This window comes from Lacimicrobium alkaliphilum, from assembly GCF_002591895.1.
Classification (GTDB): Bacteria; Pseudomonadota; Gammaproteobacteria; order Enterobacterales; family Alteromonadaceae; genus Lacimicrobium; species Lacimicrobium alkaliphilum.
In genome coordinates, this window is the sequence record NZ_NISX01000002.1 from 188304 (window position 1) to 214029 (window position 25726).

Genomic DNA, 25726 nt, shown 5'->3' on the forward strand with positions numbered 1-25726 from the left:
CAACGAACCATAGCCCTGCATAAACATGACTCCCTTTATTATTGTTCCAACCTGGTCGGTGGATATATGACTAAACCTATTCCCCGTCTTCCCCCGGAATAGTGTAAAAGGCGGCATCCACTAACTGGCCGTCGCGTACCCAGTGAATTCGGTTGTCATTGATATAAATTTCAAAACCCAGCAGCTCACCGTAAGACCAGCTTTGCCACTGACGATACCAGGTGTCGCCCTTCAGCCACCAAGTGCCGGTATCATGCTTTTCATCGGTGTGGCCTTCCCAGCCTTCCATGGTGCCATCGGCCCGCAAGCGGATACGGTAGGGATCGCCAAAAACGGTACGGCCGATAAACTGGCAGTTGGACACAAATGCCAGCAGGGCCTCGCCGCTGAGGCGCTGGCCCCAGTCCCTGTCCTGTTGCTCTTTAAATTCATCGATTAACCGGGCAAGGCGTTCAATACCCTCTCTGATTTTGGCAGCTGGAATACTGCGCACGCCAAGACGGAAGTATTGGTCGGGTTTGTCGCGCCCACCATAAAACCGGTGTACCGGCTCGATCAGTATGCCGGTTTTGGCGGCTTCAGCGGCAAAACGCTGGCTGTTTAAGCCGGGCGGGCCTTTGATCCATACAGTACTGCCACCTACGGTTTCGGAGGTAACAATATACGGGCCGAGATAGTGATTAAGGGCCTCGCGCATTTCCTGCCAGCGTAAATTCAGTTCCTGGTGGATACGACGCATGGTCATATCGTAATACCCCAGAGATAAAAACAGCGCCATAATCCGCTGATTATTGGCCGGCGGATGGCGCAAAGACAGTGAGCGCAGTCGCCGCGCCTGCTTGACCAGAGCCCTGGGGGCCACCATAAAGCCCAGGCGCAAGCCTGGTGCCAGCACCTTGGAAAAACTGGATACATACACAACCCGGCCCACGTTATCCATGCTTTTCAGCGCTGGATGGGGGTTGCTGAGAAAATTCGCTTCGCTTTCGTAATCATCTTCAATGATCACAAAATCATCCTGTTGCGCCTGCTCAATCAACCTTTCACGCTTTTCTCTGCTCATGGTTACCGCAGTAGGTACCTGATGACTGGGGGTCACATACAGTACGTCGGTTTGCGGGGCAATATCCTCAAGGCGGATACCGTCGGCCTCGATCGCAGCAAACTGTAGCGGGCAATACATCAGTTGCGCCAGCTGGCGAATGCCCTGATAACCCGGTTCTTCAGTGGTCAGTAAACGGGTATGGCTTAACAGCAGCCTGGCCAGCAGATACAGGGCATGCTGGGAGCCCAGAGTGATCAGGATCTCGTCAGTCTCGGCAAAAATACCCCGGCGCGGCAGCACTTTGGTGCGGATCTCGTGAATCAGCAACTCATCATCCTTGTTGCCGCTGTCTCTGGCCCAGCTTTTTATCTCGTCTACATTTTGGCTGAGCCGGGAACATTCACGCCATTGATTGAGTGGAAACAGCGATTGATCATACTGGCCATCAATAAAGGGAAAGGGATATTGCTGCCAGTTATCCGGGTAAGGCGGCGGGCTTTTCTCCACTTTAATGCCATGCAGTGCGCCCTCCCAGTCAAACTGATTTGCAGCCACTGCGAGAGTGGAAGAAGCCTGCTCGGCATACTCTTCAAAAAAGTGATCATTAACATAAATACCGCTGCGCTCACGGCTGACCAGATAACCCTCATCAATAAGTTGTTCATAGGCCGCCACTACTGTATTTCGGGATACGCCCAACTGTTCGGCCAGCTTGCGGCTGGAAGGCATTTTGCTGGCAGCGGAAAAATACCCACTGTGGATGGCGCCGATCAGTTTTTGCTGTAACTGTTTTTGCAGGCTGGTTTTATCGTCATCGTCCAGAACAAACAAATGCTGGGGCATAGAGGCATCAAAGTACAATTCAGTTGCCTGCCATCTTGCCCGCTTCAACTTTGCTTATCAAGCAACCTGGCCGGAAACAGACAGGCCAGTAAACAAAGTACCAACGCCACCACAGCAATATTAATCAACGGCCCATAACCTTCATCAGTCAGAATCATTGCCGCCACAAAAGGCCCTGAGGCCAGCCCGGTTTTGGAAGCGAAGCCGCCCAGCGCGGCCATTTTACCGGCCTTGTCAAACTCAGCACAAATACCCAGCAAGTAGGCAATACTGAACGCCCAGGTCACGCCAACCAACACATTAGCAATCCAAAAAACGACCGCCATCTGACTGAAATGTAAAACGAACGTCGCCATTGTTGTCATACCTATGGCGACCACAAGGGGCAGAGTGCGGCCAAAGCGTGTAGAGAACAGGATCACCAGGCCGGAACCGAGCAAGCCCATCCAGGCGGAAATGCCTAAGGTGGGGGAGATAAACTTGATATCCAGACCGGCCTGCTGGCCGAGATCGATAATATAGGCATACAACCCCATATTAGCGGCCTGAAACAAAAATACCGCCAGCAATGCCGAGGCCAGGGGTTTAGACTGAATCGGTGCCACCACCTTATCCGGATCCGGCTTTTCAATCGGGTAGTCGCCCAACATTGTCAGCATCACCAGCGACACTGCACTGAATGCGATAAGCGCCAGAAACAACGCGGCGGTGCCATACATGGGTGCCAGTGGCGGCAGTAACATCACACCAAAACCACCCAGGCCAAATTGCACGAACAACAAATAACCGAAAGTCTTGTGCACCTGACTGACCCGGGCGATAACCGCGAATGAAATTCCTACCAACAAACCGCCGACGCCGCCGTGCAGCGCCCTGAGCGGCATCATAATCTCTGGTGTTGTAACAATAATAGACAGGCCATCAAGCAGCATCAGCGCAACCAGCAGCACTGCGGCTGCAGGCCTCCAGGGCACCCTGGTTACCAGAAACACCGCCACAAAAGCCCCTACTGCCGCGCCATAGATATTCAGCGATGCCACTAAGCCGGCATCGGCACGTGAAAAGTTAAGGGATTCAATTAATCCTGAAACAATGGCCGGCATAATATTCACGTAGAAGAGCCCGGCCGTGGCTAAAAACGCCAGCATAATCCGTGCTGCGGTGCCATCTGGCGCAAGGGTAGGTAGTTTCATCAGTTTACTGCTTATGCTTATTATCATACTCACCAGATTATCAGCTTAACGCCAACCGTTAAGGACCAGTTAGTTACCGTCTTTAGCGCCAGTTTTTACTTTTCACCGCAGAGTCGCAGAGCACGCCGGGAAGAGCAATTCTATGTGGGGTCGAATTTATTCGATTACCCCAGAATATTTGTCGAATAAATTTTATCTCGCAGAGGCGCAAAGACGCAGAGGTTTTACGGATGTATTCTCCGCGAACTCTGCGTCTCAGCCGTGCATCCTGATTCTTTTCAACGGCGCTGGATGCCCGACAACAATATTCGGGCATGACGTTTACATTTCTGTCATTCCCGCGCAGGCGGGAATCCAGTGCCCTGAAGCCAGATTCACCGCAGAGCCTCGGAGAACGCAGAGGTATTACGGATGTATTCTCCGCGAACTCTGCGTCTCAGCGGTTAAGACGCAATTTGGATCGTTTCTCAATTACACACCGGGGCGATTTTATCCAGTTCTTTAACGGTTTTGGTAAAGCCGTATTCGCTGTTATCGCTGACATAATAATACTGCATGCCGTTGGGCAACAGCACCAGACCAATACCGCCAAATCCCGACATATAAGGTACCCAGGTAGTGTTAGTGCAGGCCACCTGAGTCGAAGCGCTCAGATCATAGGCCCAGAAACCGTTCTGATAGCGGCTACTGGCGGTGCCTGTGCTCAGCCCACGGCTACTGGTTTGCTGCAGGGCATCAGCGAGCAGGCCTGCATCCAGCATCGGCTGCCCGGCCACCTTGCCATCATTCAGCGCCAGAAACTGGCTGATTTTCAGCAGATCATCACCGTTGAACGTCAGACCGTAACCGCCCCAGACCTGCAGCTCAGTGTCATAGGTGCGTTTACTTTCCCATGTCAGCGGGCTTAAGTGTATGGGTTTAAAGATCTGTTCCACCAACAGGTCACTGTAATAATCAGCCTGTGCGCCTTCATTGGCTTCATACAGTTCTTGCATGGCCCGGCTGAGAATATAGGTGTCCGAAGTATGATAAACAAACTGCGTACCGGGCGTACTTTTACGAGGGTAGTCGCAGGCATGATTGATTTTGTCTGCATGACTGGCCACCAGAAAGAAGTCATCCACGGTTTTCTGGGCGCCTTCATCCACCGAATCACCGGCAGAATCATAGTTGCCTGTGGCCATATCCAGAGCCTGCTCAAACGTCACATCAGACCAGGTGCTGGTTGGGCACTCGCTGACATAATCACTGACAATCAGCCCTGCCTGTGAACCACCATATTGCTGTTCCAGGGCCATCAGACCTATGCCACCGACGATGGATTTAGCCGTGGAATACGAGGGCAGTGCCATTACCTCGCAATAGGGATAATCCCCCTGGCGGGTATTACATTGCCCCTGATAATGAACGCCCTGGTACAACACCCCGTAAGCACTCAGATGCACTGAAGTCTGATCACTGCCGATGGCACTGATATTGACACCCTGCCCCGGATAATCAGTGGCCAGTTCTGACAGTGCCTTACGCGGCAACCGGTTGCTCAGTTCAGCCACATAATCATTTTTCAGTTGGCTGTCACCGGCAATAGCCCCAGGGGTGTAGCTGGCATCCAGTTTGCCGTGCAGATTAAACTTAAAGTACTCACAGGTTTCCTGAGCAATCTGATAGGCCACATCGGATATGGAACCATCTTGTTTAAACACAAAGGTCATCACACCGTTGTGCGTGCAGTTAGCGTTAATTTCCTGCAGAGCAAAGGGCAGAGCGGCGCGGCTGTAGCCATTATCACCATTTTCATTCCATACCCGCCCCGGCAGCAATATCCACTCCCATGCGGGATGCCCGGTGGCGGTAACCTGCCTGTCGACGGGGATCAGATGACTGCCATGCTGCACAAAGTCAAAATCAAAAGGAGGCAGACTATCCGGATTGGTATAGGCCGATGCCAGATTAGTGCCTTGTTCCACCAGCGTCCCGGGAACAATAGTCAGACTCAGATTACCGCTGAAGCTGTTAGTGGGATCAGCCCCATTGCCAGGCAGAGCATAGTGACTATAAGCCACAAGAGATACCCCACCGCTGCCGGTAAGCTGGCTGTAGGTCAGTTGGCTACGACTGACATTACCATCACCGCCAAGGCAATCAAAATCACAGCTGCCGCTCTGTGTGCCGGTGCCTGACAGTGCCAGAGTATAAGGGTTCTGACTGCTGTCATTGGACGCAATACTGAGACTATCACTGACACTGCCTTCGACGACTGGGGTAAAATCCACCGCCAGCTGACAGCTCTGGCTTTGCGCCAGGCTCTGGTTTGAGCAATTATCTGCGCTGACTGAAAAAGGCGCAGCCGCACCACTGATACTGCCAATATCCAGGCTCTGAACACCGGTATTACTCAGCGTAAAACTGGTATTAATCGTGCTGCCCACCGTTACAGAGCCAAAATTCCCGGAACCGCTGACGCTGAGCTGTGGCCCTTGTGTCTGCCCGCCACTGGTACCGGTCAGACTGATATTGTCGCCATAGCAGTAATTGCCAAACAGCGTATATGCGCGAATACGCAGGCTCAGATTAGCGTTATCATCCAGGCCTGTGCTGATGGCTGAACTTTGAAAATTACCATTATCATCGCCATTGTTCAGTTCCAGCATGGTTTGCCAGCTCTGTCCGCCATTGGTGGAATATTCCAGATGGCAACTGTCACCACTAACCAGATACAAGGCCGCCAGTTCACCGCTGAGCACCACACTTTCAGCTCCGGCGGAGGATAAATTTACCCGTGCTTCGCGCAAACCATCCAGACGTAGTGAGTAATTACTCTGATAGAGATTCACACTGTTATTGCCATTGCCGATGAAATTCCAGCCAGCATTGTCGCCATCCTGAAAGTCATCAATGAACAAGGTGTCTTGCGAAATCGGTGTGCCGGTAAGGGTTACATTGTCACCGTAACAATAGTTGTCATAAAGGGTGTAGGCGCGAAAGCGCAATACCAGTTGACTGATATCATCCAGCCCCGAGGTCTGGCTGAAGGACACAAAAGACCCGCCAGACTGAGCTACACCAATACTGCCAAGCCCTGACCAGTTGGCACCGCCATTGACTGAATATTCGGCATAGCAGCTGTCTCCATAAAGCAGATCCGTTGCAGTGAGATCCATGCTCAGACTGACATTTTGGTAACCTGTTGTTGAAAGGCTGAACTGAGCCTCGCGCAAGCCATCGAGTCGCAGGGAATAATTCCCCTGATAAAGGTTGATGTTATCACTGCCGTCACCCGTTGTTGTCCATTGACTGTACTGACCCGTCTGAAAGTCATCATCAAACAAACTGACTGCAGTGGCCTGACTGCCAGCCAGCAGGGCCCAGACTGCAAAAAGGGTGTTAAAAGAGATCCGAAGCATCATGTTCACCTAAGGTTGTTTAAAAAACCACCACAACACCATAACGCCACCACAGTCAGGGGTAAGATCCAGATGCCAACTTTGCATAGGGCCAGTTGTAGTTACGAACGCAAAGAGTGCGTTTTGTCGCATCCTTTGTGCCGGTAGCAGCAAAGCGGGACTATTAACCGATTTTTCTGGCAAACTGCCCGGCTAAACAATTATTACACCAATAACGCCCTTTCGACGGAGACTCCAATGCGTAAAACCCTGATCGCTACGGCCATAGCCGCCAGCCTCGCGCTAAGCGCCTGCTCAAAACAAGCTGAGCAACCAGAAAACACCCATGAAACCGCCAGCCAGGCCGCCGCCGACAGCCAGCAGGCTAATCCATTGCTCGAAATGAGCAGCCTGCAATACCAGGCCCCGGATTTCAGTATTATCAACGATGACCATTTCCTGCCAGCCTTTACACAAGGCATTGAGCAGCAGCTTGAAGAAATCGAATCGATTGCCAATAACTCACAACCCGCGAGCTTTGAAAACACTATTGTCGCGATGGAAAAAACCGGCAGCCTGCTGACCCGGGTATCACGTATTTTCTTTAATCTGGTCGGCACTGACAGTAACGAGCAACGCCGTGAAATTCAGAAAACCATGGCGCCAAGGCTGGCTGCTCACCGCGATAACATTTACCTCAACGCCAAGCTATTTGAACGGGTAGAGAGCCTCTATAAGAAAAAGGAAGCGCTGGAGCTGGATCCTGAATCTGCGCGCCTGCTGGATGTGCTCTACGACCGTTTTGTACGCGCCGGTGCACAGCTGAGCGAAGCGCAAAAAACCACCATTCGGGCACTGAATGAAGAGCACTCCGAACTGACCACCGAGTTCAGCCAGAACCTGCTGAAACTCAGTAAAGACATCGCCGTAGTGGTAGACACCGAAGCAGAGCTCGCCGGTATGAGTGACAGCGACATTCGTGCAGCCGCTAAAAACGCCACCGATGCCGGCCATGATGGTAAATATCTGATCAAGATCACCAATACCACTCGTCAACCTGTATTGGCGTCGTTGCAAAACCGTGCATTAAGACAACGTATCTGGGAAGCTTCAGCTTACCGCGGCACGTCTGGTGAGCTCGACAATAAACCTTTAGTCGCGCGGCTGGCGCAGATCCGCGCTGAACGTGCAAGATTGCTAGGGTTCCCCAACTGGGCCAGCTACCAGTTGCAGAACACCATGGCAGAAACGCCCACTAATGTGCTGAATATGCTTACCAGCATGGTGCCTGCGGTAGTGGAAAACACCAAAGCTGAGCAGGCCGCTATTCAGGAAATGATCCTTCGTGAAGGCGGAGAATTTGAGGCACAACCCTGGGACTGGGCCTATTACGCCGAAAAGGTACGCCAGGAAAAATATGATCTGGATGAGCAGGAAGTCAAACAGTACTTCGAGTTTAACCGGGTACTGCATGATGGATTGTTTTACACCATGAACCGTCTCTACGGTGTCCGTTTTGAACCTCGCCCCGACCTGCCCGTATACCATCCCGATGTGCAGGCTTTTGAAGTCTTTGATCATGGCGATCAAAGCCTGGCTATCTTCTATGCCGACTACTTTGCCCGTGACGGTAAACGCGGTGGTGCCTGGATGAGTTCCTTTGTTGGTCAGTCTCACCTGCTGGAACAAAAACCGGTGGTAGTGAATGTTATGAACATCCCTAAAGGGCCAGAGGGTGAGCCAACCTTAGTCAGCTATGACCATGTCACCACCATGTTCCACGAGCTCGGTCATGGCCTGCATGGCATGCTGTCTAATGTGAAATATCCGTCATTGGCCGGCACTGCGGTATCCAGGGATTTTGTTGAGTTTCCTTCCACTTTCGAAGAAGACTGGGCCGCCTACCCTGACGTAATTGCCAACTATGCCCGTCACTATGAAACCGATGAGCAGATCCCGAAAGCGTTGCTGGATAAAATCATGCGCTCACGCAGTTTCAACCAGGGTTTCGATACGCTGGAGTATATGTCTGCCGCGCTACTGGATATGGAGCTGCATACCCTGGATGCGGATGCGCCACTGATTGATGTCACCGATTTTGAGCAGGCGGCACTGGAAAAATACGGTGTCGATCTGCCCGCTGTGCCGCCTCGCTATAAGTCTACCTATTTCGCCCACTCAGTGGGAGGTGGCTACTCAGCCGGATATTATGCCTATATGTGGAGTGAAATTCTGGCGGCCGATGCCTTTGCCTATGTGCAGAGCCTGGGCGGGCTGACCCGTGAAAACGGTGAACATTACCGCAAGCATATCCTGGAAACGGGTAATTCCCGGCTGCCGATGGAATCTTATATCAAGTTCCGTGGCCAGGAGCCCACCACCGAAGCCTTACTGATCCGCCGTGGTCTGAAAACCAAAGTGGAGTAAGGGTAAAAACCATCTCCTCTCGCAGAGGCGTAAAGAACGCGGAGAAGAAAAGCAAAGTTAACCACAGAGCCACCCGGCACCTTTGCTGTTATAAAATAGCTGTATATTCCTCAGGAAACAGCTAAGCAAAGGGGCTGGGCAGGCTGAGGGCACGGAGATTCAGAGGGTTTATCCCTTTTACTTCTCTGTGTTCTCTTTGACTCTGTGGCCGGTGGTATCCCCTGCCGAGCATGAAGCTCCTCCATGTAGGGTCGAATTTATTCGACCAGCAGAGGCGGAATTGGCGCCGTTAGCCCAATAAATTGGGCCCTACAAAGCTCTGTGTTCTCTGTGACTCTGTGGTGAAAATTTCTTTTTGGATGGTTAGTAAAACAAAGGCACTGGGTTTCCAGCAACCATTGAATGACCAGTGCGCTAACTATTACATGGTGCAATCAAAGGTGCTGGACAGGCCCGCCAACAACGTGCGGGAACAACCGTTTGTCATGCCCGAGTGTTGTTATCGGGCATCCAGTGACCTTTGATGGCACTACTTTACCGCGGAGTCGCAGAGGACACAGAGATCTGAAGGTGTTTCATCTTCGCTTTCTCCGCGCGCTCTGCGACTCTGCGGTGAAAATTTGTTTTCTGTGAGTTGGTGATAAACAAAAACGCCGGTCAATACTGGTAATCAGAAAAAGTTATACACCAGCGTGACTGAAGTCTGAGTATCCAGTTCTTCAATATCATCCGCCACATCTGAGTTGTGATTGAGTATGAGTGATACCTTCAGCGCCAGTGAACCATTGATCTGCGCAGAAACAGAGGATTCTGACTTAGATTTGGTATTTTCGTTACCCACTTCCGTACTGAAGGTCTGGCGGAAGGTAGAGGTGTCGGATATTTTCCAGCGATAGTCCAGAGAGCCCCGCACTATCATACCGTTTACGCTCTCACCGGTATCCCGTTCCGCCATGGCGTAACCAGGACCAACGCTATAGGTAAAAGAAGAAACATCCGTTTTCCATAACTCCTGCGCCCAACCGGCGGCTATTGTGGCCTGATGGTTAAAACCACTAAATCTGTCGTCTTCATATGAGCCGAAAGCAAACAAGCGATGCTTGGGGTTTTCCAGCTTGTAACTTCCCTGCCCTGACAGGAAAATCTTCTGCGCGGTGGTCTGGGTTTCGGTTTCGTCATCAACCGTCACCTCATCCTGCTTATAAAACCCCTCGATTGTATAGTCATTACTCCACTGACTCAGCTCCTGATGGGCATTGATTCTGCCTTTGAAAGTGGACGCATCAGTATTACCCGTCGTGACAATAATGCCCAGCTCACCATCCATGGTAAAAGGCTTTTCCGCCTCTTCAGGGGTAGTCGTATCTGGTGCAAATACGACATCCAGGTTATTAGCATGGACCATAAAAGGCATAGTAAGGAGAGCCGCAAGGCTCAGCGTGGTCTTCTTTATCATCAAACGTAATTTCCAAGTGTTTAAAAATCTGACGCAATTGTAACTAAATTACATCGCAGATTGCAGGGGGGGTGGCTATATTTTAACCACCAATATAATCTATTCAGCTTATTTTCATCTTTTTTATAAGAAATCACCGCAAAAACCTCTGCGGTGATTCACCATCATCTTCAGCTTCAGGTTTTGGAAACCTGATAGATACTCTCAATAGTGCTATCTAACATTGCATTAAATGCTTCATCAGATTGCTGCGCCGACAAGCCTTCTGTCAGTGCACGCGAAAAGCTTGCAATCATTCCCTGATTTCTGCTCAAACGCTGATTCGCTTCTTCACGACTATAGCCACCGGAGAGTGCCACTACGCGAATAACATTGCCATGCTCAATACAATCCCGATAGAAGTTGTCTTCTTCAGGCAGCGTCAGCTTTAACATGACTTTTTGTGCCGTAGACAATGTATCCAGTTCAGCCAGAATATCCTGCTTCAGCAGCGCTTCGGCTTCAGCCTTGTCCGGACAGTGGATATCCACTTCGGGTTCAATAATCGGCACCAGACCCGCGGCCATAATATGGCTGGCCACTTCAAACTGCTGCGCCACCACGTCACGGATTCCTTCGGCATTGGCCTGTTTAATCACCGACCGCATTTTGGTACCAAACACGCCCTGATCGTTGGCCTTGGAAAGCAACTTACCCAGTTCGGGCATAGGCTTCATCAGCTGAACCCCTTTGGCTTCTTCGGCCAGCCCTTTATCCACTTTCAGAAAAGGTATAACCTGTTTCTCCTGCCACAGGTAGCGTGACGAATACTCCCCATCAATATAGCGATCCAGGGTGTTTTCAAACAAAATAGCGCCCAGTATACGCTCCCCATTAAAGGCAGGACTTGTGACAATGCGGCTGCGCATCTGATGTACCAGATCAAACATTTCTTCATCTGAACTCCAGGCGGACTCATCCAGCCCATAAAGTTTCAGGGCTTTAGGGGTACTGCCACCGCTTTGATCCAGGGCGGCTATAAAGCCATCCTGATTCTGTACTTTTTCCAGCATTTTTGCTTTGGCTTCGGCTGCCATTGGCAACTCCTTTTTTTGTTGTAGTGGCCTCAGAGGCCGGGATACAGAGATATTGTCAGTTAGTATAGCCGAGGGGATTATTCACCACCGCTAATGGCTTCAATCGCCCTTCTTATTATTAAGCAGCACAACGGCGCTGCACCTGTAGGTCGGACTTTAGTCCGACACCAATGTGAATGCTTGTGATCGTTTGTCAGACTGGTATACGAAATGCATCCCTGCAACGTCGACATACCGTCCATCCCTGGACATACATTCCGAACTACTTTGCCCGTTGCTCCAACATCGTCACCGCCGGCAAGGCTTTTCCTTCAAGAAACTCCAGAAAAGCCCCTCCACCGGTGCTGATATAGGAGATCTTATCGGCTATCTGATACTTATCTACCGCTGCCAGGGTGTCACCGCCACCGGCAATAGAAAACGCATCACTGTCAGCAATGGCATGAGCCAGGACTTTGGTGCCCGCGCCAAACTGGTCAAACTCAAACACCCCCACCGGACCATTCCAGACAATCGTACCGGCTTTTTTTATCTGCTCAGCCAGTTTTTCAGCCGTAAGCGGGCCAATATCGAAGATCATATCCGATTCGCTCACTTCACTCACCTTTTTATGTGTGGCCATTGCAGATTCAGAAAATTCCTGCCCCACAACCACGTCTTCCGGTACCGGAATATCTCCACCACTGGCCCGGGCTTTAGCCAGTAAACGGTTGGCCTCGGGGATTAAGTCTTTTTCATACAGCGATTTGCCCACCGGGTTACCGGTCGCTGCAATAAAGGTGTTAGCGATACCGCCACCAACAATCAGTTGGTCAACCTTTTCCGACAGCGCTTCCAGAACAGTTAACTTGGTAGAGACTTTAGAGCCTCCGACAATGGCAAGCAGTGGCCGCGCCGGATTCTCCAGTGCCTTACCCAGCGCCTCCAGTTCAGCTGCCAGCAACGGGCCTGCGCAGGCCTGTGGTGCAAACTTACCGGCTCCATGGGTCGATGCCTGAGCACGATGTGCGGTGCCAAATGCATCCATTACGTAGATATCGCACAACGCTGCGTATTGCTTCGATAACGCCTCGTCGTCTTTCTTCTCGCCGGGGTTAAAGCGCACATTTTCCAGCACCACCAGTTCACCTTCCGCCACGTCTACCCCTGCAAGGTAGTCACTGGCCAGGCGTACCGGGCAATCCAGCGCCTTATCAAGATAATCCACCACTGGCTGCAGGGAGTACTGCTGCTCAAACTGCCCTTCTGTGGGGCGCCCCAGATGAGACATCACCATCACTCTGGCACCCGCTTCAAGTGCGGCTTTAAGAGTGGGCAAAGACGCTTTTATACGGGCATCAGAGGTGACCTTACCTTCTTTCACCGGCACATTGAGGTCCTGGCGGATCAGGACTTTCTTCCCGGCAAGATTCAAATCTGACATCTTTAGTACTGACATATGGATTCCTTATCTGTTAGCGATATATTCAAATATGATTATTAGTCCAGTGCCGCCATGGCAATAGCTGTATCCAGCATACGATTCGCAAAGCCCCATTCGTTGTCACACCATACCAGGGTTTTCACCAGACAATTATGGCTGACCCGGGTCTGTGTGCCATCGACGATGGCAGAGTGGGGATCATGGTTAAAATCGCAGGACACCAATGGCTCCTCGGTGTAACCCAGAATACCCGCCAGACGCCCCTCTCTGGCCTGCATCAACGCCTGATTGACCTGTGCGATATTGACCTTCTGATTAAGGGTTACGCTCAGATCCATGGCCGTAACGTTAATGGTAGGCACACGCACAGCAATGGCTTCAAATCGCCCTGCAAATTTGGGCAGGATGCGCTCAATACCTCTGGCCAGCTTAGTATCCACAGGAATAATCGACTGACTGGCAGCCCGGGTACGTCGTAAGTCATCGTGATAGGCGTCAATGACCTGTTGATCATGCATCGAAGCGTGAATCGTGGTAATGGTGCCACTGTCTACGCCAAAGGCCAGATCCAGCGCCTGGATCACCGGCACAATGCAGTTTGTGGTGCAGGATCCATTGGAAACAATCCGATCACTGGTTTTCAGCTCATGGTCGTTGATTCCATAGATAACGGTAGCGTCCATATCTGCACTGCAGGGCTGTGAAAACAGTACTTTTTTCGCCCCCTGTGCGAGGTGCTGCGCACCGGATTCTCTGTCGCCAAACACACCGGTACATTCAAGCACAATGTCGACCCCCAACTCCGCCCAGGGTAAATCATTGATATCTTCATGCTGCAACAAACGGATTGGATCTCCCGCCACATTCAACATGCTGCCATCAAGGCGCACATCAAAGGCAAAGCGCCCGTGTGAGGTATCATATTTGAGCAGGTGTGCCACACCTTGTGGTTTAGCCAACTCATTGATTGCAACGACCTGGACCTGGCTATTCCGGCCACTTTCGTAAAGCGCCCTCAACACATTGCGGCCGATTCGGCCAAAACCATTAATGGCAAGTCGTAACATGATGCCCCACGCTATGTGTCAATGCAGAAACTGCATCTATAAAAATCTGCCGGCAATAGCCGGCAGTTGTATGAGAGTGATTGTATCCGCGCTGCTATCAGCTGAGCAACTTCAGGGCCGTTTCAGCGACGTTGTCCGCTGTAAAGCCGAAGTGCTCCATGAGTGCACCACCGGGAGCCGACTCACCAAAGGTGGTCATACCCACTACTGCGCCGTTAAACCCGGTGTACTTGTGCCAGAAATCCACGTGAGCCGCTTCAACAGCAACCCGGCGAGTTACACCGGATGGCAGCACAGATTCTCTGTAGGTCTCATCCTGCGAATCAAACACGCTGGTACTGGGCATGGAGACCACCAGTACTTTTTTCCCCTTTTCACTGAGCTGTGCTGCAGCCTGAACGGTAATCGCCACTTCAGAGCCAGTGGCCATCAGAATCAAATCCGGTGTACCGTCACAATCCTGAAGCACATAACCACCGCGTGCCACATCCGCCAATTGCGCTGCACTGCGTGACTGAGCCTTAAGCCCCTGGCGGCTGAATACCAATGCACTGGGTCCATCGTTGCGCTCCAGTGCCGCTTTCCATGCCACCGCAGTTTCTGCCGCATCACAGGGACGCCAGGTTTGCATATTCGGAGTCAGACGCAGATTTGCCAGCTGTTCAATGGGCTGATGGGTAGGGCCATCCTCACCCTGGCCAATGGAATCATGGGTGTAGACAAAAATATTCGGAATGCCCATTAACGCTGACATTCTCACTGCATTGCGGGCATATTCCATAAACATCAGGAAGGTAGCCCCGTAGGCCCGGAACCCGCCATGCAAGCCAATTCCGTTCATGATCGCGCTCATGCCGAACTCGCGCACACCGTAGTAAATATAATTACCGCTGGCATCTTCGGCGCTGAGGCCTTTGGCACCCGACCACAAAGTCAGGTTAGAGCCAGCCAGATCCGCCGAGCCGCCAATCACCTCTGGTAATATAGAGGCAAAAGCTTCGATGCTGTTTTGAGAGGCTTTACGACTGGCAATATCTTCCCCTTTATCCTGGCAGGCCTGAATGAACGCCTGGGCTTTATCGGCAAAATCTGCCGGTAATTCGCCTTTAAGACGTCTTTCGAGTTCTTCGGCCAGCTTCGGATGAGCTTCGGCGTAGGCGGCCAGCTTGTTGTTCCAGTCTTGTTCACTTTGTTGCCCGGAGGCCTTTGCATCCCAGCCGGAATAAATGTCTGCAGGCACTTCGAAAGGCGCGTGGGGCCAGTTCAGGTAATCACGGGCAGCGGCAATCTCATCGTCGCCCAGTGGTGCACCATGACAATCATGGCTGCCGGATTTATTCGGTGACCCAAAACCGATAATGGTTTTGGTGCAAATCAGAGTCGGTTTGCCGGTTTCTGCACGGGCTTTTTCAATAGCCGCTTTAATCTGCTCGGGATCATGACCATCCACAGCTTCAATCACCTGCCAGCCATAAGCGCGGAAACGGCCCGGAGTATCATCGGTAAACCACCCTTCGACGTCACCGTCAATGGAAATCCCGTTGTCATCCCAGAATGCAATTAATTTGCCCAGCCCCAGTGTGCCCGCCAGAGAACAACTCTCGTGCGACACCCCTTCCATCAGACAACCATCACCGAGGAAGCAGTAGGTAAAGTGGTCAATGATGTCATGACCCTGTTGGTTAAACTGTGCTGCCAGCGTCTTTTCCGCTATTGCCATACCCACCGCATTGCTGATGCCCTGCCCCAGCGGCCCGGTGGTGGTCTCAACGCCGGGTGCATAGCCATATTCAGGATGACCAGGGGTTCTGGAGTGCAGTTGCCGGAAATTTTTGATCTCTTCCATGGGCAGGTCGTATCCGCTCAGGTGCAACAGCGAATAGATCAGCATTGAACCATGACCATTGGAAAGCACAAAGCGGTCTCTGTTGGCCCAGTTCGGGTTGGCCGGGTTATGGTTAAGAAAGTCACACCACAACACCTGGGCGATATCCGCCATACCCATCGGGGCACCGGGGTGGCCGGACTTGGCTTTTTGTACCGCATCCATTGAAAGTGCGCGGATGGCATTGGCTAACTGTTGACGACTGACTTCACTGCTCTGGGGCATAAAAACTCCTGCTGGCTGGCAAAAAGGGCATCTATTCTCGCCCAGCACCTTGGTAACTGCAACGCTGTTGCGCATTTTGATAATGATAAAAACAGAATAACTTAGCTGAATTTCAATAACCGGCCTGGCTATTCCGACAAACTGACTATAGCTAGCTGGCAAGCAAAGTTAACAAACAGACATTTAGACGTCTAGATGTAAAGGCTGGTATTTTTTATTTTCGTGGGTAGAATAATCGCCATTGTGGTCGATAACGATCTGACATACCGAATAGCGAGGACAATTTATGGCAAAACATCTGTTTACCTCCGAGTCTGTATCCGAGGGGCATCCCGATAAAGTAGCAGATCAGATATCTGATGCCGTACTGGACGCCATTTTAGAACAGGATCCAAAAGCCCGGGTCGCCTGCGAGACCTTTGTCAAAACCGGCATGGTGCTGGTAGGTGGTGAAATTAACACCACCGCCTGGGTAGATATCGAACAACTGGTACGGGATACCGTACGAGACATTGGCTATACCCATTCTGACATGGGTTTCGATGCCGACTCCTGCGCGGTGCTTAATGCCATCGGCAAGCAGAGCCCGGATATTAATCAGGGGGTAGACCGCACCCGCCCGGAAGACCAGGGGGCCGGGGACCAGGGGTTGATGTTTGGTTACGCCACCAATGAGACCGATGTGCTGATGCCCGCGCCCATTACTTATGCTCACAGGCTGGTTAAACGCCAGGCCGAAGTGCGTAAAAACGGCACGCTGGACTGGCTTCGCCCCGACGCCAAGAGTCAGGTCACCTTTGCCTATGAGAATGGACAGCCGGTGAGTATCGACGCGGTAGTGCTCTCAACCCAGCATGCCGAGTCCATCAGCACCTCAGATCTGAAAGAAGCGGTGATGGAAGAAATCATCAAGCCGGTGTTGCCGGCTCAGTGGCTGAGTGCCAGTACCAAGTATTTTATTAATCCCACCGGCCGCTTTGTGATTGGTGGCCCCATGGGCGATTGTGGCCTCACCGGGCGTAAAATCATCGTCGATACATACGGCGGAATGGCCCGTCATGGCGGCGGCGCCTTTTCCGGCAAAGATCCTTCTAAGGTTGACCGCTCAGCCACCTATAGCGGGCGCTATGTGGCCAAGAATATCGTTGCAGCAGGCCTGGCGGATAAATGTGAGATCCAGGTTTCTTATGCCATTGGCGTGGCGGAACCCACATCGATCAATATTGACACTTTCGGTACCGGCAAAGTAGATGAAGCCAGACTGATTGAGCTGGTTCGCGAGTTTTTCGATCTGCGCCCCTACGGTTTGCTGAAAATGCTCGACCTGGAACGGCCAATCTATCAGGCCACCGCTGCCTACGGCCATTTTGGTCGTGATGCGTTCCCCTGGGAAGCTACCGATAAAGCCGAAACCCTGCGCACCGCTGCGAATATTTAGCAGATCGCACCGCAGAGCCGCAAAGAACGCGGAGATATTAACGGTTTAATGCCCTTTACTTCTCCGTGCCCTCAGTGTCTCTGTGGTTAATCTTGCTTTTCGTGTGATACATGGTCAAAAGCGGCTTGGCAAACCAGTCTGTGACGCGCAGAATATCGCTATTGTAACTATGCAAGGATTTGTCATGGCTTTACGTTTGATCAGTGCTCTGCTTGTGGGCGCAGTGTTTTTAAGCGCCTGCACCACGTCTCCCACCGGTCGTAAGACCATCAAACTGTACTCCTCTTCTCAGCTTGCCAATATGGGACAGCAGGCTTTTGACGGCATGAAAAGTGAACAGAAAGTCTCCTCAAAACCAGTAGAAAATCAATACGTACGCTGTATCGCCGGGCATATTGCTCAGGAGGTTTCCGACAGCGTCTTTTCCGGTGAGTGGGAAGTGGTGGTGTTTGATGAAGACCAGGTCAACGCCTTTGCGTTACCCGGTGGCAAGATCGGTGTCTATACCGGTTTACTGAATGTCGCCGAAAACCAGCATCAACTGGCTGCAGTCATCGGCCATGAGGTGGCCCACGTGATTGCCGGACATGGCAACGAGAGGATGTCCAGCGGTACGCTGATCAATATGGGAATGGAAGCTACCAATCAGATTCTGCAAAACCAGCAGGTAGCACAGACGCCGATGATCATGTCGGCTATTGGTTTGGGTGTTCAGGTTGGTGTGCAACTGCCCTTTAGTCGTACACATGAGTCCGAAGCGGATGTCATTGGTCTTGATTTAATGTCCAGGGCAGGATTTGATCCACGACAGTCGGTTAACCTGTGGCAGAATATGGCCAAAGCGAGTGGCGGCCAGCGCCAGCCGGAGTTTCTCTCTACGCACCCGGCACCCACCAGCCGCATCGAGTTACTGAACCAGAATATGGCTTCCGCCATGAATGCGTATCAACGCAGTACCAGCAAGCCAGATTGCCGGCCCTGATAGTAAAAAGGGCACTGATTGTGTAATGCATGTCAGTTAAACAAGTCTGGCTCTTGTAAGTTCACTTAAACGAGACATAGACCTCCTTGTCTTTTATGTCTCTCGTCCCTTCGAGCCAGTTACCTTTGTAAGGACACAAAGGTAACCTAAAAGTCCCTCGCTCAGGACAGCTTCTGATTCCGTCTCCGAAGCAGGCTTACTGAGCGCACCGGCCTTAGGTAACATCCATGTAAAACTGGCGGCCTCTGGCGAACGTCCCTGTTCGCCAGTGCGGTAAGCCAGCTTCTGCAACGGGAAGCTGTATTCGCGGCCAAGGCGGCGAAGCCGCCTGAATACCAACCGAACGACATAATGGGTCACTTAGCGAGCGCGAAAATGTTATCTGGCAAGGCATGGCTGGATTTAGTGTGGCGTTAGGGGCGTGCTTTCTTTTGGTTACTTTTCTTTGCACGAGCAAAGACAATTTGGTCGGGAACCAAATTGGACAGCTTTAGCTGGCCTGCAAGGCATTGGGCAGGGATGCCCAATGCAAAGGTCACTGGCACACCAGGGAAGGTGTGTCATATCAGCAGGGACAGCCAGGTTATCTGCTTTAGTGGAAAGCTTGAAGGGGTATAAAAAATGCCAGTCAGTTTAACTGACTGGCATTACACTGAATTGTGCCCTTTTTTATACCCTTTGAAATTACTCTGACGCTTTCTCTTCCGCTTCCTGCTCATCTTTATGCACATGCACATCCATTTGCGGGAACGGAATGCCAATGCCTTCTTTGTCAAAGCGCAACTTAACCGCTTCGGTGAAATCAAACTTAAGCGGCCAGTAGTCGCCCGTCGCTACCCAGGGTCTGACCACAAAATTGACACTGCTGTCAGCCAGTTCAGACACAGCTACCTGAATAGCCGGCTCCTTCAACACCCGCTCATCGGCTTCGAGCATTTCCTGCAGGATCTGTTTGGCCTTGCGTAAGTCGCTGTCATAGCTGATGCCCACTACCATATCTACACGACGGGTATCCATCGCTGAATAGTTGACGATGTTATCACCATAAATAGCACCATTTGGCACGATCACCATTTTATTGTCCGGGGTGTTAAAAATGGTGGTAAAAATACCGATATGTTTCACTGACCCGGCGGTACCGGCTGCCTCAACGTAATCTCCAGCTTTGAATGGCCGGAATACCAACAACAACACCCCTGCAGCAAAATTCTGCAGCGAGTCTTTCATCGACAGACCAATCGCCAGACCCGCCGCACCAAATATGGCAACCATTGAAGTGGTATCGACGCCAAGTTTATCCAAAGAGGCGATGATCACAAACAGCATCAACAGGGCGTGGATGATGGACTGGATAAAACTCACCAGCATGGCGTCATATTTGGAACGGGCCATCACTCTGCCGAACAGACCGACGATGATCCCCACCACAATACGACCCACCACAAAAATAAGCAGCGCCAGCGCGATATTAATCCCCCATGGAATCAAATAGGTATCAATCATCTCGGCCATTCTTTCTGTTTCGAACATGTATTCACTCCCGATTAAAAAACAAAACAGCTAAAGCATAATAGAAGCCCCTGCACCTGAGCCAGTGTTTTCTCAGTCCGCACTGGTACAAGGGAGGAAATACTTGCTAGTATTCGCATTATTACTGGCATTTCCAAAACGGACGAAAGCACTACGTTGATCACTTTTCCCCCGAAAAATCCTACCCGCCGGAACAAAATACCATGTTGGCTGAACCTGTTATTTTTAATGCTTTTAATGCCTGCCATCTCGTTCGCCGAAGAGGCCATAACCATTGATTTCAAGGGCGTCGATGATCAACAAAAGCAGAATATTCTTGCTCATCTCGGGTCACTGCCCTCAGAGCCGGGGCAAGTCAACAGATTTCTCGCTAATGTACCCAAACGCAGTGAACAGGCGATGATTGCCCTTGGCTACAACAATGCCATTATTGAAATGCAACTAAACCGTGAAGCCAGCCCTGTGCAGGCAACACTGGTGGTCACACCCGGTTCGCCCACGCTGATCACAGAGCTGAACCTGAAGATAAGTGGCAAGGGCTCTGAAGATCAGGGCTTTGAGGAGATATTGCAGCGTATCAGCAATAATCAGGGCCAAGTGCTGAACCACGGCCAATATGAAAGCTGGAAGAGCGACATCCACAACTATGCCCGTAACCAGGGCTATCTCGATGGCGAGTGGGTTGAGCGTCAGCTGCTTGTGAACAAGGGGCAGAACCAGGCCAGCATTTCGCTGCACTATGACTCTGGTATCAGATACCGATTGGGCAAGATTACATTTACCGGTTCTTCTCTGTCACCAGAGATACTCGAACGATTATCGCCGTTACACGAGGATGATTTCTACCAGATATCACAACTGAGTAAACTGGAGTCGGCTTTGCGTCAATCGGGTTACTTCGGTGAAATTCGGGTCATCCCGCAGATTGCCAGGGCAGAAGATCAACGCGTGCCGATTCAGGTCAAGCTCAGTGATGCAAGCCAGCATAGTTTTCAGGTAGGCGTTGGTTATGTAACCGATACCGGTGCAAGGGCACAATTTAACTGGCAGACCCCCAGGGTAAACCGCCACGGGCATAGCCAACAGACTACAATTCGCTATTCCACGGTCAATCCGTATCTGAATTTCCTCTATCAGATACCGGGCGAAGACCCGAACAACCAACACTATCAGTTACGCCTAGGGCTTGAGCAGAACGATTTTGGCGATTTGACCAGCACCCTTCAGCATGGCGCCGTCATCAGGCAGGATATCAAGGGGCGCTGGATATTCAGAACTCAGTTACGCTGGTTGTCTGAACAATGGTCACTGGAGGGTATTGATTACGATGGCAACTATCTGCTCCCTGGTATAGCCCTGTCACGAACCCGCAGACAGGGATCGGTAAGGGATCCGTCCTCCGGCTTTTTGCAAAGCTATGAACTCGAAGCCACCGATGATGCTCTGGGTTCCGGAGGCCGTTTGTTCAGAGCAACGGCGTTCTGGAAATGGCTGGATAGCTGGAACAATCACAGACTGGTGTTACGCGGTCACCTCGGTGCCAATATCACCGGCACTGATAGCGTTGAAGATCTGGCCCCCTCACTGCGTTTTTTCGCCGGCGGTGACCAGAGTATCCGGGGCTTCGCGTATAACAGCCTGGGTCCGAGCATCACCGTAGATACCGCCGAAGGCCAGGATGAGATAGTGGTAGGCGGTAAATTACTCGCCGTGGCCTCAGCAGAATATCAGTACTACCTTAATGACAGCTGGCGCCTGGCCCTGTTTACTGACGCCGGAAACGCGTTTAATCGTGGCAATTTTACGCTGAAGCAGTCTGTAGGAACCGGACTGCACTGGCTTTCACCTGTCGGTGCGATTCGCGTGGAGGTGGCCTATGGATTCGACGAGGATAAACCACGATTGCATATCAGCATGGGGGCAGAACTCTGATGGCATTGAAGAGTAACGCTAAACGCCTGCTACGCTGGACCCTGATGATACTGGCAGCAATATTCCTGTTGGTTGTGTTAGCAGTTTATTGGGCTGGCGCAACAAACAGTGGTAGTCAGTGGTTACTTCAACAGGCAAAGCAACAACTGCCGACACTGCACTATAAAAATGTCTCAGGCAGCCTGTTAAGTGGGCTCACTATTAGCGGGCTCAGATATAAAGACAACAGCCTTGAGTTATCTGCCGCGCAACTTAACATGAATATCTCTGCACGGGCACTGCTGCTTCCCAGAATTGAGTTTCAGGCCCTTGGCGCCAGGCAGATTAAAATAACACTGGCATCAGAAACGCCGGTTCCTGATAACGATTCATCAACAGCATTTACCGGAACACAGCAGATCGAATTACCGGACTGGCTGCCGCCAGTTCGCCTCGCGCGACTGCATCTGGAAGACTTCAGCCTGCATAGCGCTGATACCACCCTTAGCTGGAAAATGCTAGAAACTGCTGCCCGGCTTGAAAAGCAACGTTTTACCTTATCAGGGCTGCGTTTGTCTGACCTGCACGTAATACTCCCGACCAGTACTGAAGCGCCAGAGAGCGATACCTGGCCTCTTGCCTCCTTGCCGCACATGGTTGCGCCGGTAAATACCAGAGTCGAGGATTTGCAGCTCAACAACACGCTGATAGAACAAGGGAGCAATAAAAATGCGATCCCACAACTGAGACTCCAACTGAGCTGGCTTGACGACAAGCTGAGTATCAGCGAACTGATTGTTCAGGTGACAGACATGGCCTCAATATCGCTGCAGAGCAAGGCAACGCTGAAACATCCCTATCCGCTGAATCTGACCGGCAATGTTACACCGGCTGAGGATCTGATGCCTTCCCAACTGGAACCGGGTAACTGGAAGGTCAACCTAAGCGGTGATTTAAATCAGCTTCATGCCTCACTGATTGAGGATAAGTTATTGTCCCTGACAGCCAAAGCCAATGTCACTGATCAGCGATTACCCTTTGTCATTGACTGGACATTGCGACCTGGCAAGCTTCAGGCTCTTATACCCCACCCCGAGCAGGCGAACCTGACCCTCTCTGATGCACAGGGGCGTGTTGAGGGAGATATGCAGCAACAGAATTTATCCGCCAGGCTTGGCTTTTCAGGCCTGGGCTTTGGGGAAACCCAAAATGCCCGCCTGTTGCTCAACGCCAGCCACACAAAGGGTAATATTCAGATAACAGACCTGAAATTTACCGATGAAGGCACGGATTCCGCGCTGACACTCAGGGGGAATATCGGTTACAGCGAGCAGCTGACAGCCCGGCTTAACGGTGAAATAAAACACCTCGCCCTGAATACACCGCTACTGCCCTACAGTGGTGAAATCAAAGGCCAGTTTGCTGTTGAAGGTACAATGCGGGATAACCACTGGCAAGGGGATGTTCAGACACTGGAGCTCTCCGGTACGCTTGCCGATACGCCCTTATCCTTATCCGCTAAGGGGCGAATCGAACAGGCTCCGGATCTACCCATTGTTCGCAATCTTCAGCTCAGCGCACTGGCCTTAGGTAGCCGGGTGGAAATATCCGGACAGATTGATAATCAGCTGGCATTACAGGGGCAATGGCAAAGTAACGACCTGAGCCTGTTGCTGAATCAGCTTGAAGGTCAGGCAGAGTCGACCTTTACCCTCAGTGGTAAGCGCAGCAGTCCCAGGGTTGAAATAGAAGGGAGCTTTAAACGCCTGCAATATGCCCAATACCAGGCAACAGACACACGCTTTAGTGGCGACTATCAGCATGGAGAAAATGCTGAGTTAAACGCGCAGATAGTAGCCCCGACGATTAATATTGATTCACAGCAACTGTTACATGCCAGTCTTTCACTGTCAGGCACTGAAGCACAACATCAATTGCAGCTAAACATTGATGGAGATATACAGGCACATATCGCGCTGACAGGGCAAGCTGACTTGCAGCAACAGCAGTGGATGGGACAGTTAAAACAACTGGAACTCAAAGCTTTGCAGGAACACTGGCAGCTGCAACAAGAAACCAGCCTGACGTTCGGGCAGCAGGTACTGACCGTTGACGCCCATTGTTATCAGGGAAAATACAGCCAGCTTTGCCTGAAACAAGCGTTGACGTTGCCCGACACAAAACACATCGGTATCAGCGCAGATATCGATTATGGCCAGTGGGCCAATCAGACAAAAGGCAATCAACGTCTGTCGGGCAAAGCCAGCCTGGACGGTACTGTCAATTTTCCCGAACAGGGTCTGCCGCAACTGGATATTTCCCTCAAAAGTACCCAGGGTAGCCTGAAATACCTGACAGAGCTGGAGCAGGTAACCTTACTCGACTGGCAACAGGGCAACTTTACGCTGCAGTCGGAACAGCAGCAGGTAAGCCTCAGCGGCGCTTTAGTCAAAGCTGACCGTCAGCCGTTGCTGGATATCCGGTTAAAAGTGGATGATATCAGTAACAGGACCCTCTCCGGCAATATGCAACTGACTCCTGTACCATTGCAGAGCTTTATCACTCTGGTGCCCGGGCTCAGTGAACTGACCGGCACACTGGCCGCCAATATCAGCCTCAGCGGCAATCTGCAGCAGCCCAGACTGGATGGCCACCTGAATGTCAACAACATGGACTTGAAACTGACTTCCAGTCAGACACAAATCCGCGCGCTGAATATGCTGACCCGGTTTAACGGTACGGCACTGGATTTTAACGGTGACTTTAGCATGGGCGATGGCAGTGCCAGTTTTAGCGGCAAAAGCCACTGGGACCCGGCCAAACCGGACTGGCAAGATGCCTTGCAGCTGGAGGCCAGTCTTAAAGGCAATGGATTGCAGATACTGGCGATGCCCGAGCTGCAGGCTCAGGTCAGCCCGGATATAAACCTCAGCTTTGACAATACCCTTGCTCTTTCAGGCCGCGTTGCTATCGACAGTGGCACCTTAACTCTGACCACCCTGCCCTCTTCAGCAACCGCAGTGTCAGAGGATATGCAGTTGGCCGGGGAGCAGGCTAAACAAAAACAGACGTCGCTGTGCTGCGATATCGATTTGGATGTAGAGATGGTCAGGCCTGTTGCCGTCAGCGGGTTTGGTTTCAAGGGTCAGATTGGTGGTGCCCTTCAGGCTCGCCAGAGTGTTTCAGAAGACCTTCAGCTTTTCGGCAATCTTAATGTGGCCCAGGGTACCTATAAAGCGTACGGGCAAAACCTGCAAGTAAAAAGTGGTCGTCTGCAGTTTGTCGGCCCAATCGACAACCCGGTGGTACAACTACGCGCTATCCGCCCACTGCGCGGCACCAATGTGGAAGCGGGTATTCAGGCGAGCGGTCCGGCAAGCAATATCGTTTTAGAGTTGTTCTCAGATCCCGCTATGGAGCAAAGCGCTATTCTTTCCTATATTCTGCGTGGTCGTCCGCCCGGGGCTGATAGCGGAGACAGCAGTTCAATGGCACTGGTAATGGCTGCCAATCAGGGTATTGATTTAACCAGCTCCAGTGGCCTGACGGAGGCACTGAATGAGATCCCCTTGCTCAGCGATATTACCCTGGACACCGAAACAGATGCCGTCAGTGGTGACAGTCTGGCAACAGTCAGTGGTTATATTGGAGAACGCATTTATCTTAAATACGGTGTCGGCATCATTGAACCGGTCAATCAGGTTACCGTACGCTTCTATCTAATGAATCAGCTCTGGCTGGAGGCGGTCAGTAGTCTCGAACGCTCGATGGACCTGTATTACAGCTTTGAGGTGGAGTAACACCTTATTGGAGATTGGCAGGTCGTCATCTACACAGCAGAC

Annotated in this window: 14 protein-coding genes; 5 read left to right on the top strand and 9 right to left on the bottom strand. The window is 51.5% G+C overall.

Translation table 11 applies throughout. The annotated features are described in order from the left end of the window. Nucleotides 1-76 precede the first annotated feature (76 nt). The 3 genes from pdxR to CDA54_RS02795 form a co-directional block, all read right to left on the bottom strand. Nucleotides 77-1906, bottom strand: a complete 1830-nt coding sequence (gene pdxR / locus CDA54_RS02785) for a MocR-like pyridoxine biosynthesis transcription factor PdxR (protein ID WP_218962368.1) — start codon at nucleotides 1904-1906, stop codon at nucleotides 77-79. Between the two features lie 26 nt (nucleotides 1907-1932). Continuing rightward, nucleotides 1933-3081: an MFS transporter gene (locus tag CDA54_RS02790; protein WP_099033478.1), complete on the bottom strand. Its 1149-nt coding sequence runs from the start codon at nucleotides 3079-3081 to the stop codon at nucleotides 1933-1935. Between the two features lie 467 nt (nucleotides 3082-3548). Next, nucleotides 3549-6485, bottom strand: a complete 2937-nt coding sequence (locus tag CDA54_RS02795) for a choice-of-anchor D domain-containing protein (RefSeq protein WP_180237095.1) — start codon at nucleotides 6483-6485, stop codon at nucleotides 3549-3551. Between the two features lie 237 nt (nucleotides 6486-6722). Here CDA54_RS02795 and CDA54_RS02800 point away from each other — a divergent pair, with 237 nt between their 5' ends. Then, on the top strand, nucleotides 6723-8891 hold the full coding sequence (locus tag CDA54_RS02800) for a M3 family metallopeptidase (protein ID WP_099033480.1): 2169 nt from the start codon (nucleotides 6723-6725) through the stop codon (nucleotides 8889-8891). A gap of 670 nt (nucleotides 8892-9561) precedes the next feature. On the opposite strand, the gene CDA54_RS02805 is transcribed toward CDA54_RS02800, so the two are convergent. The 5 genes from CDA54_RS02805 to tkt form a co-directional block, all read right to left on the bottom strand. After that, a complete protein-coding gene (locus CDA54_RS02805; RefSeq protein ID WP_099033614.1) occupies nucleotides 9562-10296 on the bottom strand; it encodes a DUF481 domain-containing protein in 735 nt (244 codons plus the stop codon). A 227-nt stretch (nucleotides 10297-10523) separates the two neighbouring features. Further along, a complete protein-coding gene (locus CDA54_RS02810; RefSeq protein ID WP_099033481.1) occupies nucleotides 10524-11423 on the bottom strand; it encodes a fructose bisphosphate aldolase in 900 nt (299 codons plus the stop codon). A 262-nt stretch (nucleotides 11424-11685) separates the two neighbouring features. Beyond that, complete coding sequence (locus CDA54_RS02815; RefSeq protein WP_099033482.1) at nucleotides 11686-12861, bottom strand: phosphoglycerate kinase; 1176 nt, start codon at nucleotides 12859-12861, stop codon at nucleotides 11686-11688. 41 nt (nucleotides 12862-12902) lie between these two features. Next, on the bottom strand, nucleotides 12903-13913 hold the full coding sequence (gene epd / locus CDA54_RS02820) for an erythrose-4-phosphate dehydrogenase (RefSeq protein ID WP_099033483.1): 1011 nt from the start codon (nucleotides 13911-13913) through the stop codon (nucleotides 12903-12905). A gap of 97 nt (nucleotides 13914-14010) precedes the next feature. Continuing rightward, nucleotides 14011-16023, bottom strand: coding sequence for a transketolase (gene tkt / locus CDA54_RS02825; protein WP_099033484.1), 2013 nt, complete (start codon nucleotides 16021-16023; stop codon nucleotides 14011-14013). Nucleotides 16024-16309: 286 nt separating this feature from the next. On the opposite strand from tkt, the gene metK reads away from it, so the two are divergent. Both metK and CDA54_RS02835 read left to right on the top strand, forming a co-directional pair. Continuing rightward, nucleotides 16310-17461 (top strand): methionine adenosyltransferase, encoded by a 1152-nt coding sequence (metK, locus tag CDA54_RS02830; RefSeq protein ID WP_099033485.1) that lies wholly within the window; start codon nucleotides 16310-16312, stop codon nucleotides 17459-17461. A gap of 184 nt (nucleotides 17462-17645) precedes the next feature. Beyond that, nucleotides 17646-18443 carry a M48 family metallopeptidase gene (locus CDA54_RS02835; protein ID WP_099033486.1) on the top strand — a complete coding sequence of 266 codons (798 nt, stop codon included), beginning with the start codon at nucleotides 17646-17648 and terminating at the stop codon, nucleotides 18441-18443. A gap of 684 nt (nucleotides 18444-19127) precedes the next feature. On the opposite strand, the gene CDA54_RS02840 is transcribed toward CDA54_RS02835, so the two are convergent. Then, nucleotides 19128-19973, bottom strand: coding sequence for a mechanosensitive ion channel family protein (locus CDA54_RS02840; protein ID WP_099033487.1), 846 nt, complete (start codon nucleotides 19971-19973; stop codon nucleotides 19128-19130). 237 nt (nucleotides 19974-20210) lie between these two features. On the opposite strand from CDA54_RS02840, the gene CDA54_RS02845 reads away from it, so the two are divergent. Together CDA54_RS02845 and CDA54_RS02850 are read left to right on the top strand one after the other, a co-directional pair. Next, a complete protein-coding gene (locus CDA54_RS02845; protein ID WP_180237096.1) occupies nucleotides 20211-21905 on the top strand; it encodes an autotransporter assembly complex protein TamA in 1695 nt (564 codons plus the stop codon). Next, the gene (locus CDA54_RS02850; RefSeq protein WP_099033489.1) at nucleotides 21905-25684 is read left to right on the top strand and encodes a translocation/assembly module TamB domain-containing protein; all 3780 of its coding nucleotides are present in this window, start codon (nucleotides 21905-21907) and stop codon (nucleotides 25682-25684) included. Before CDA54_RS02845 ends, CDA54_RS02850 begins: the two co-directional genes overlap by 1 nt. Nucleotides 25685-25726 lie beyond the last annotated feature (42 nt).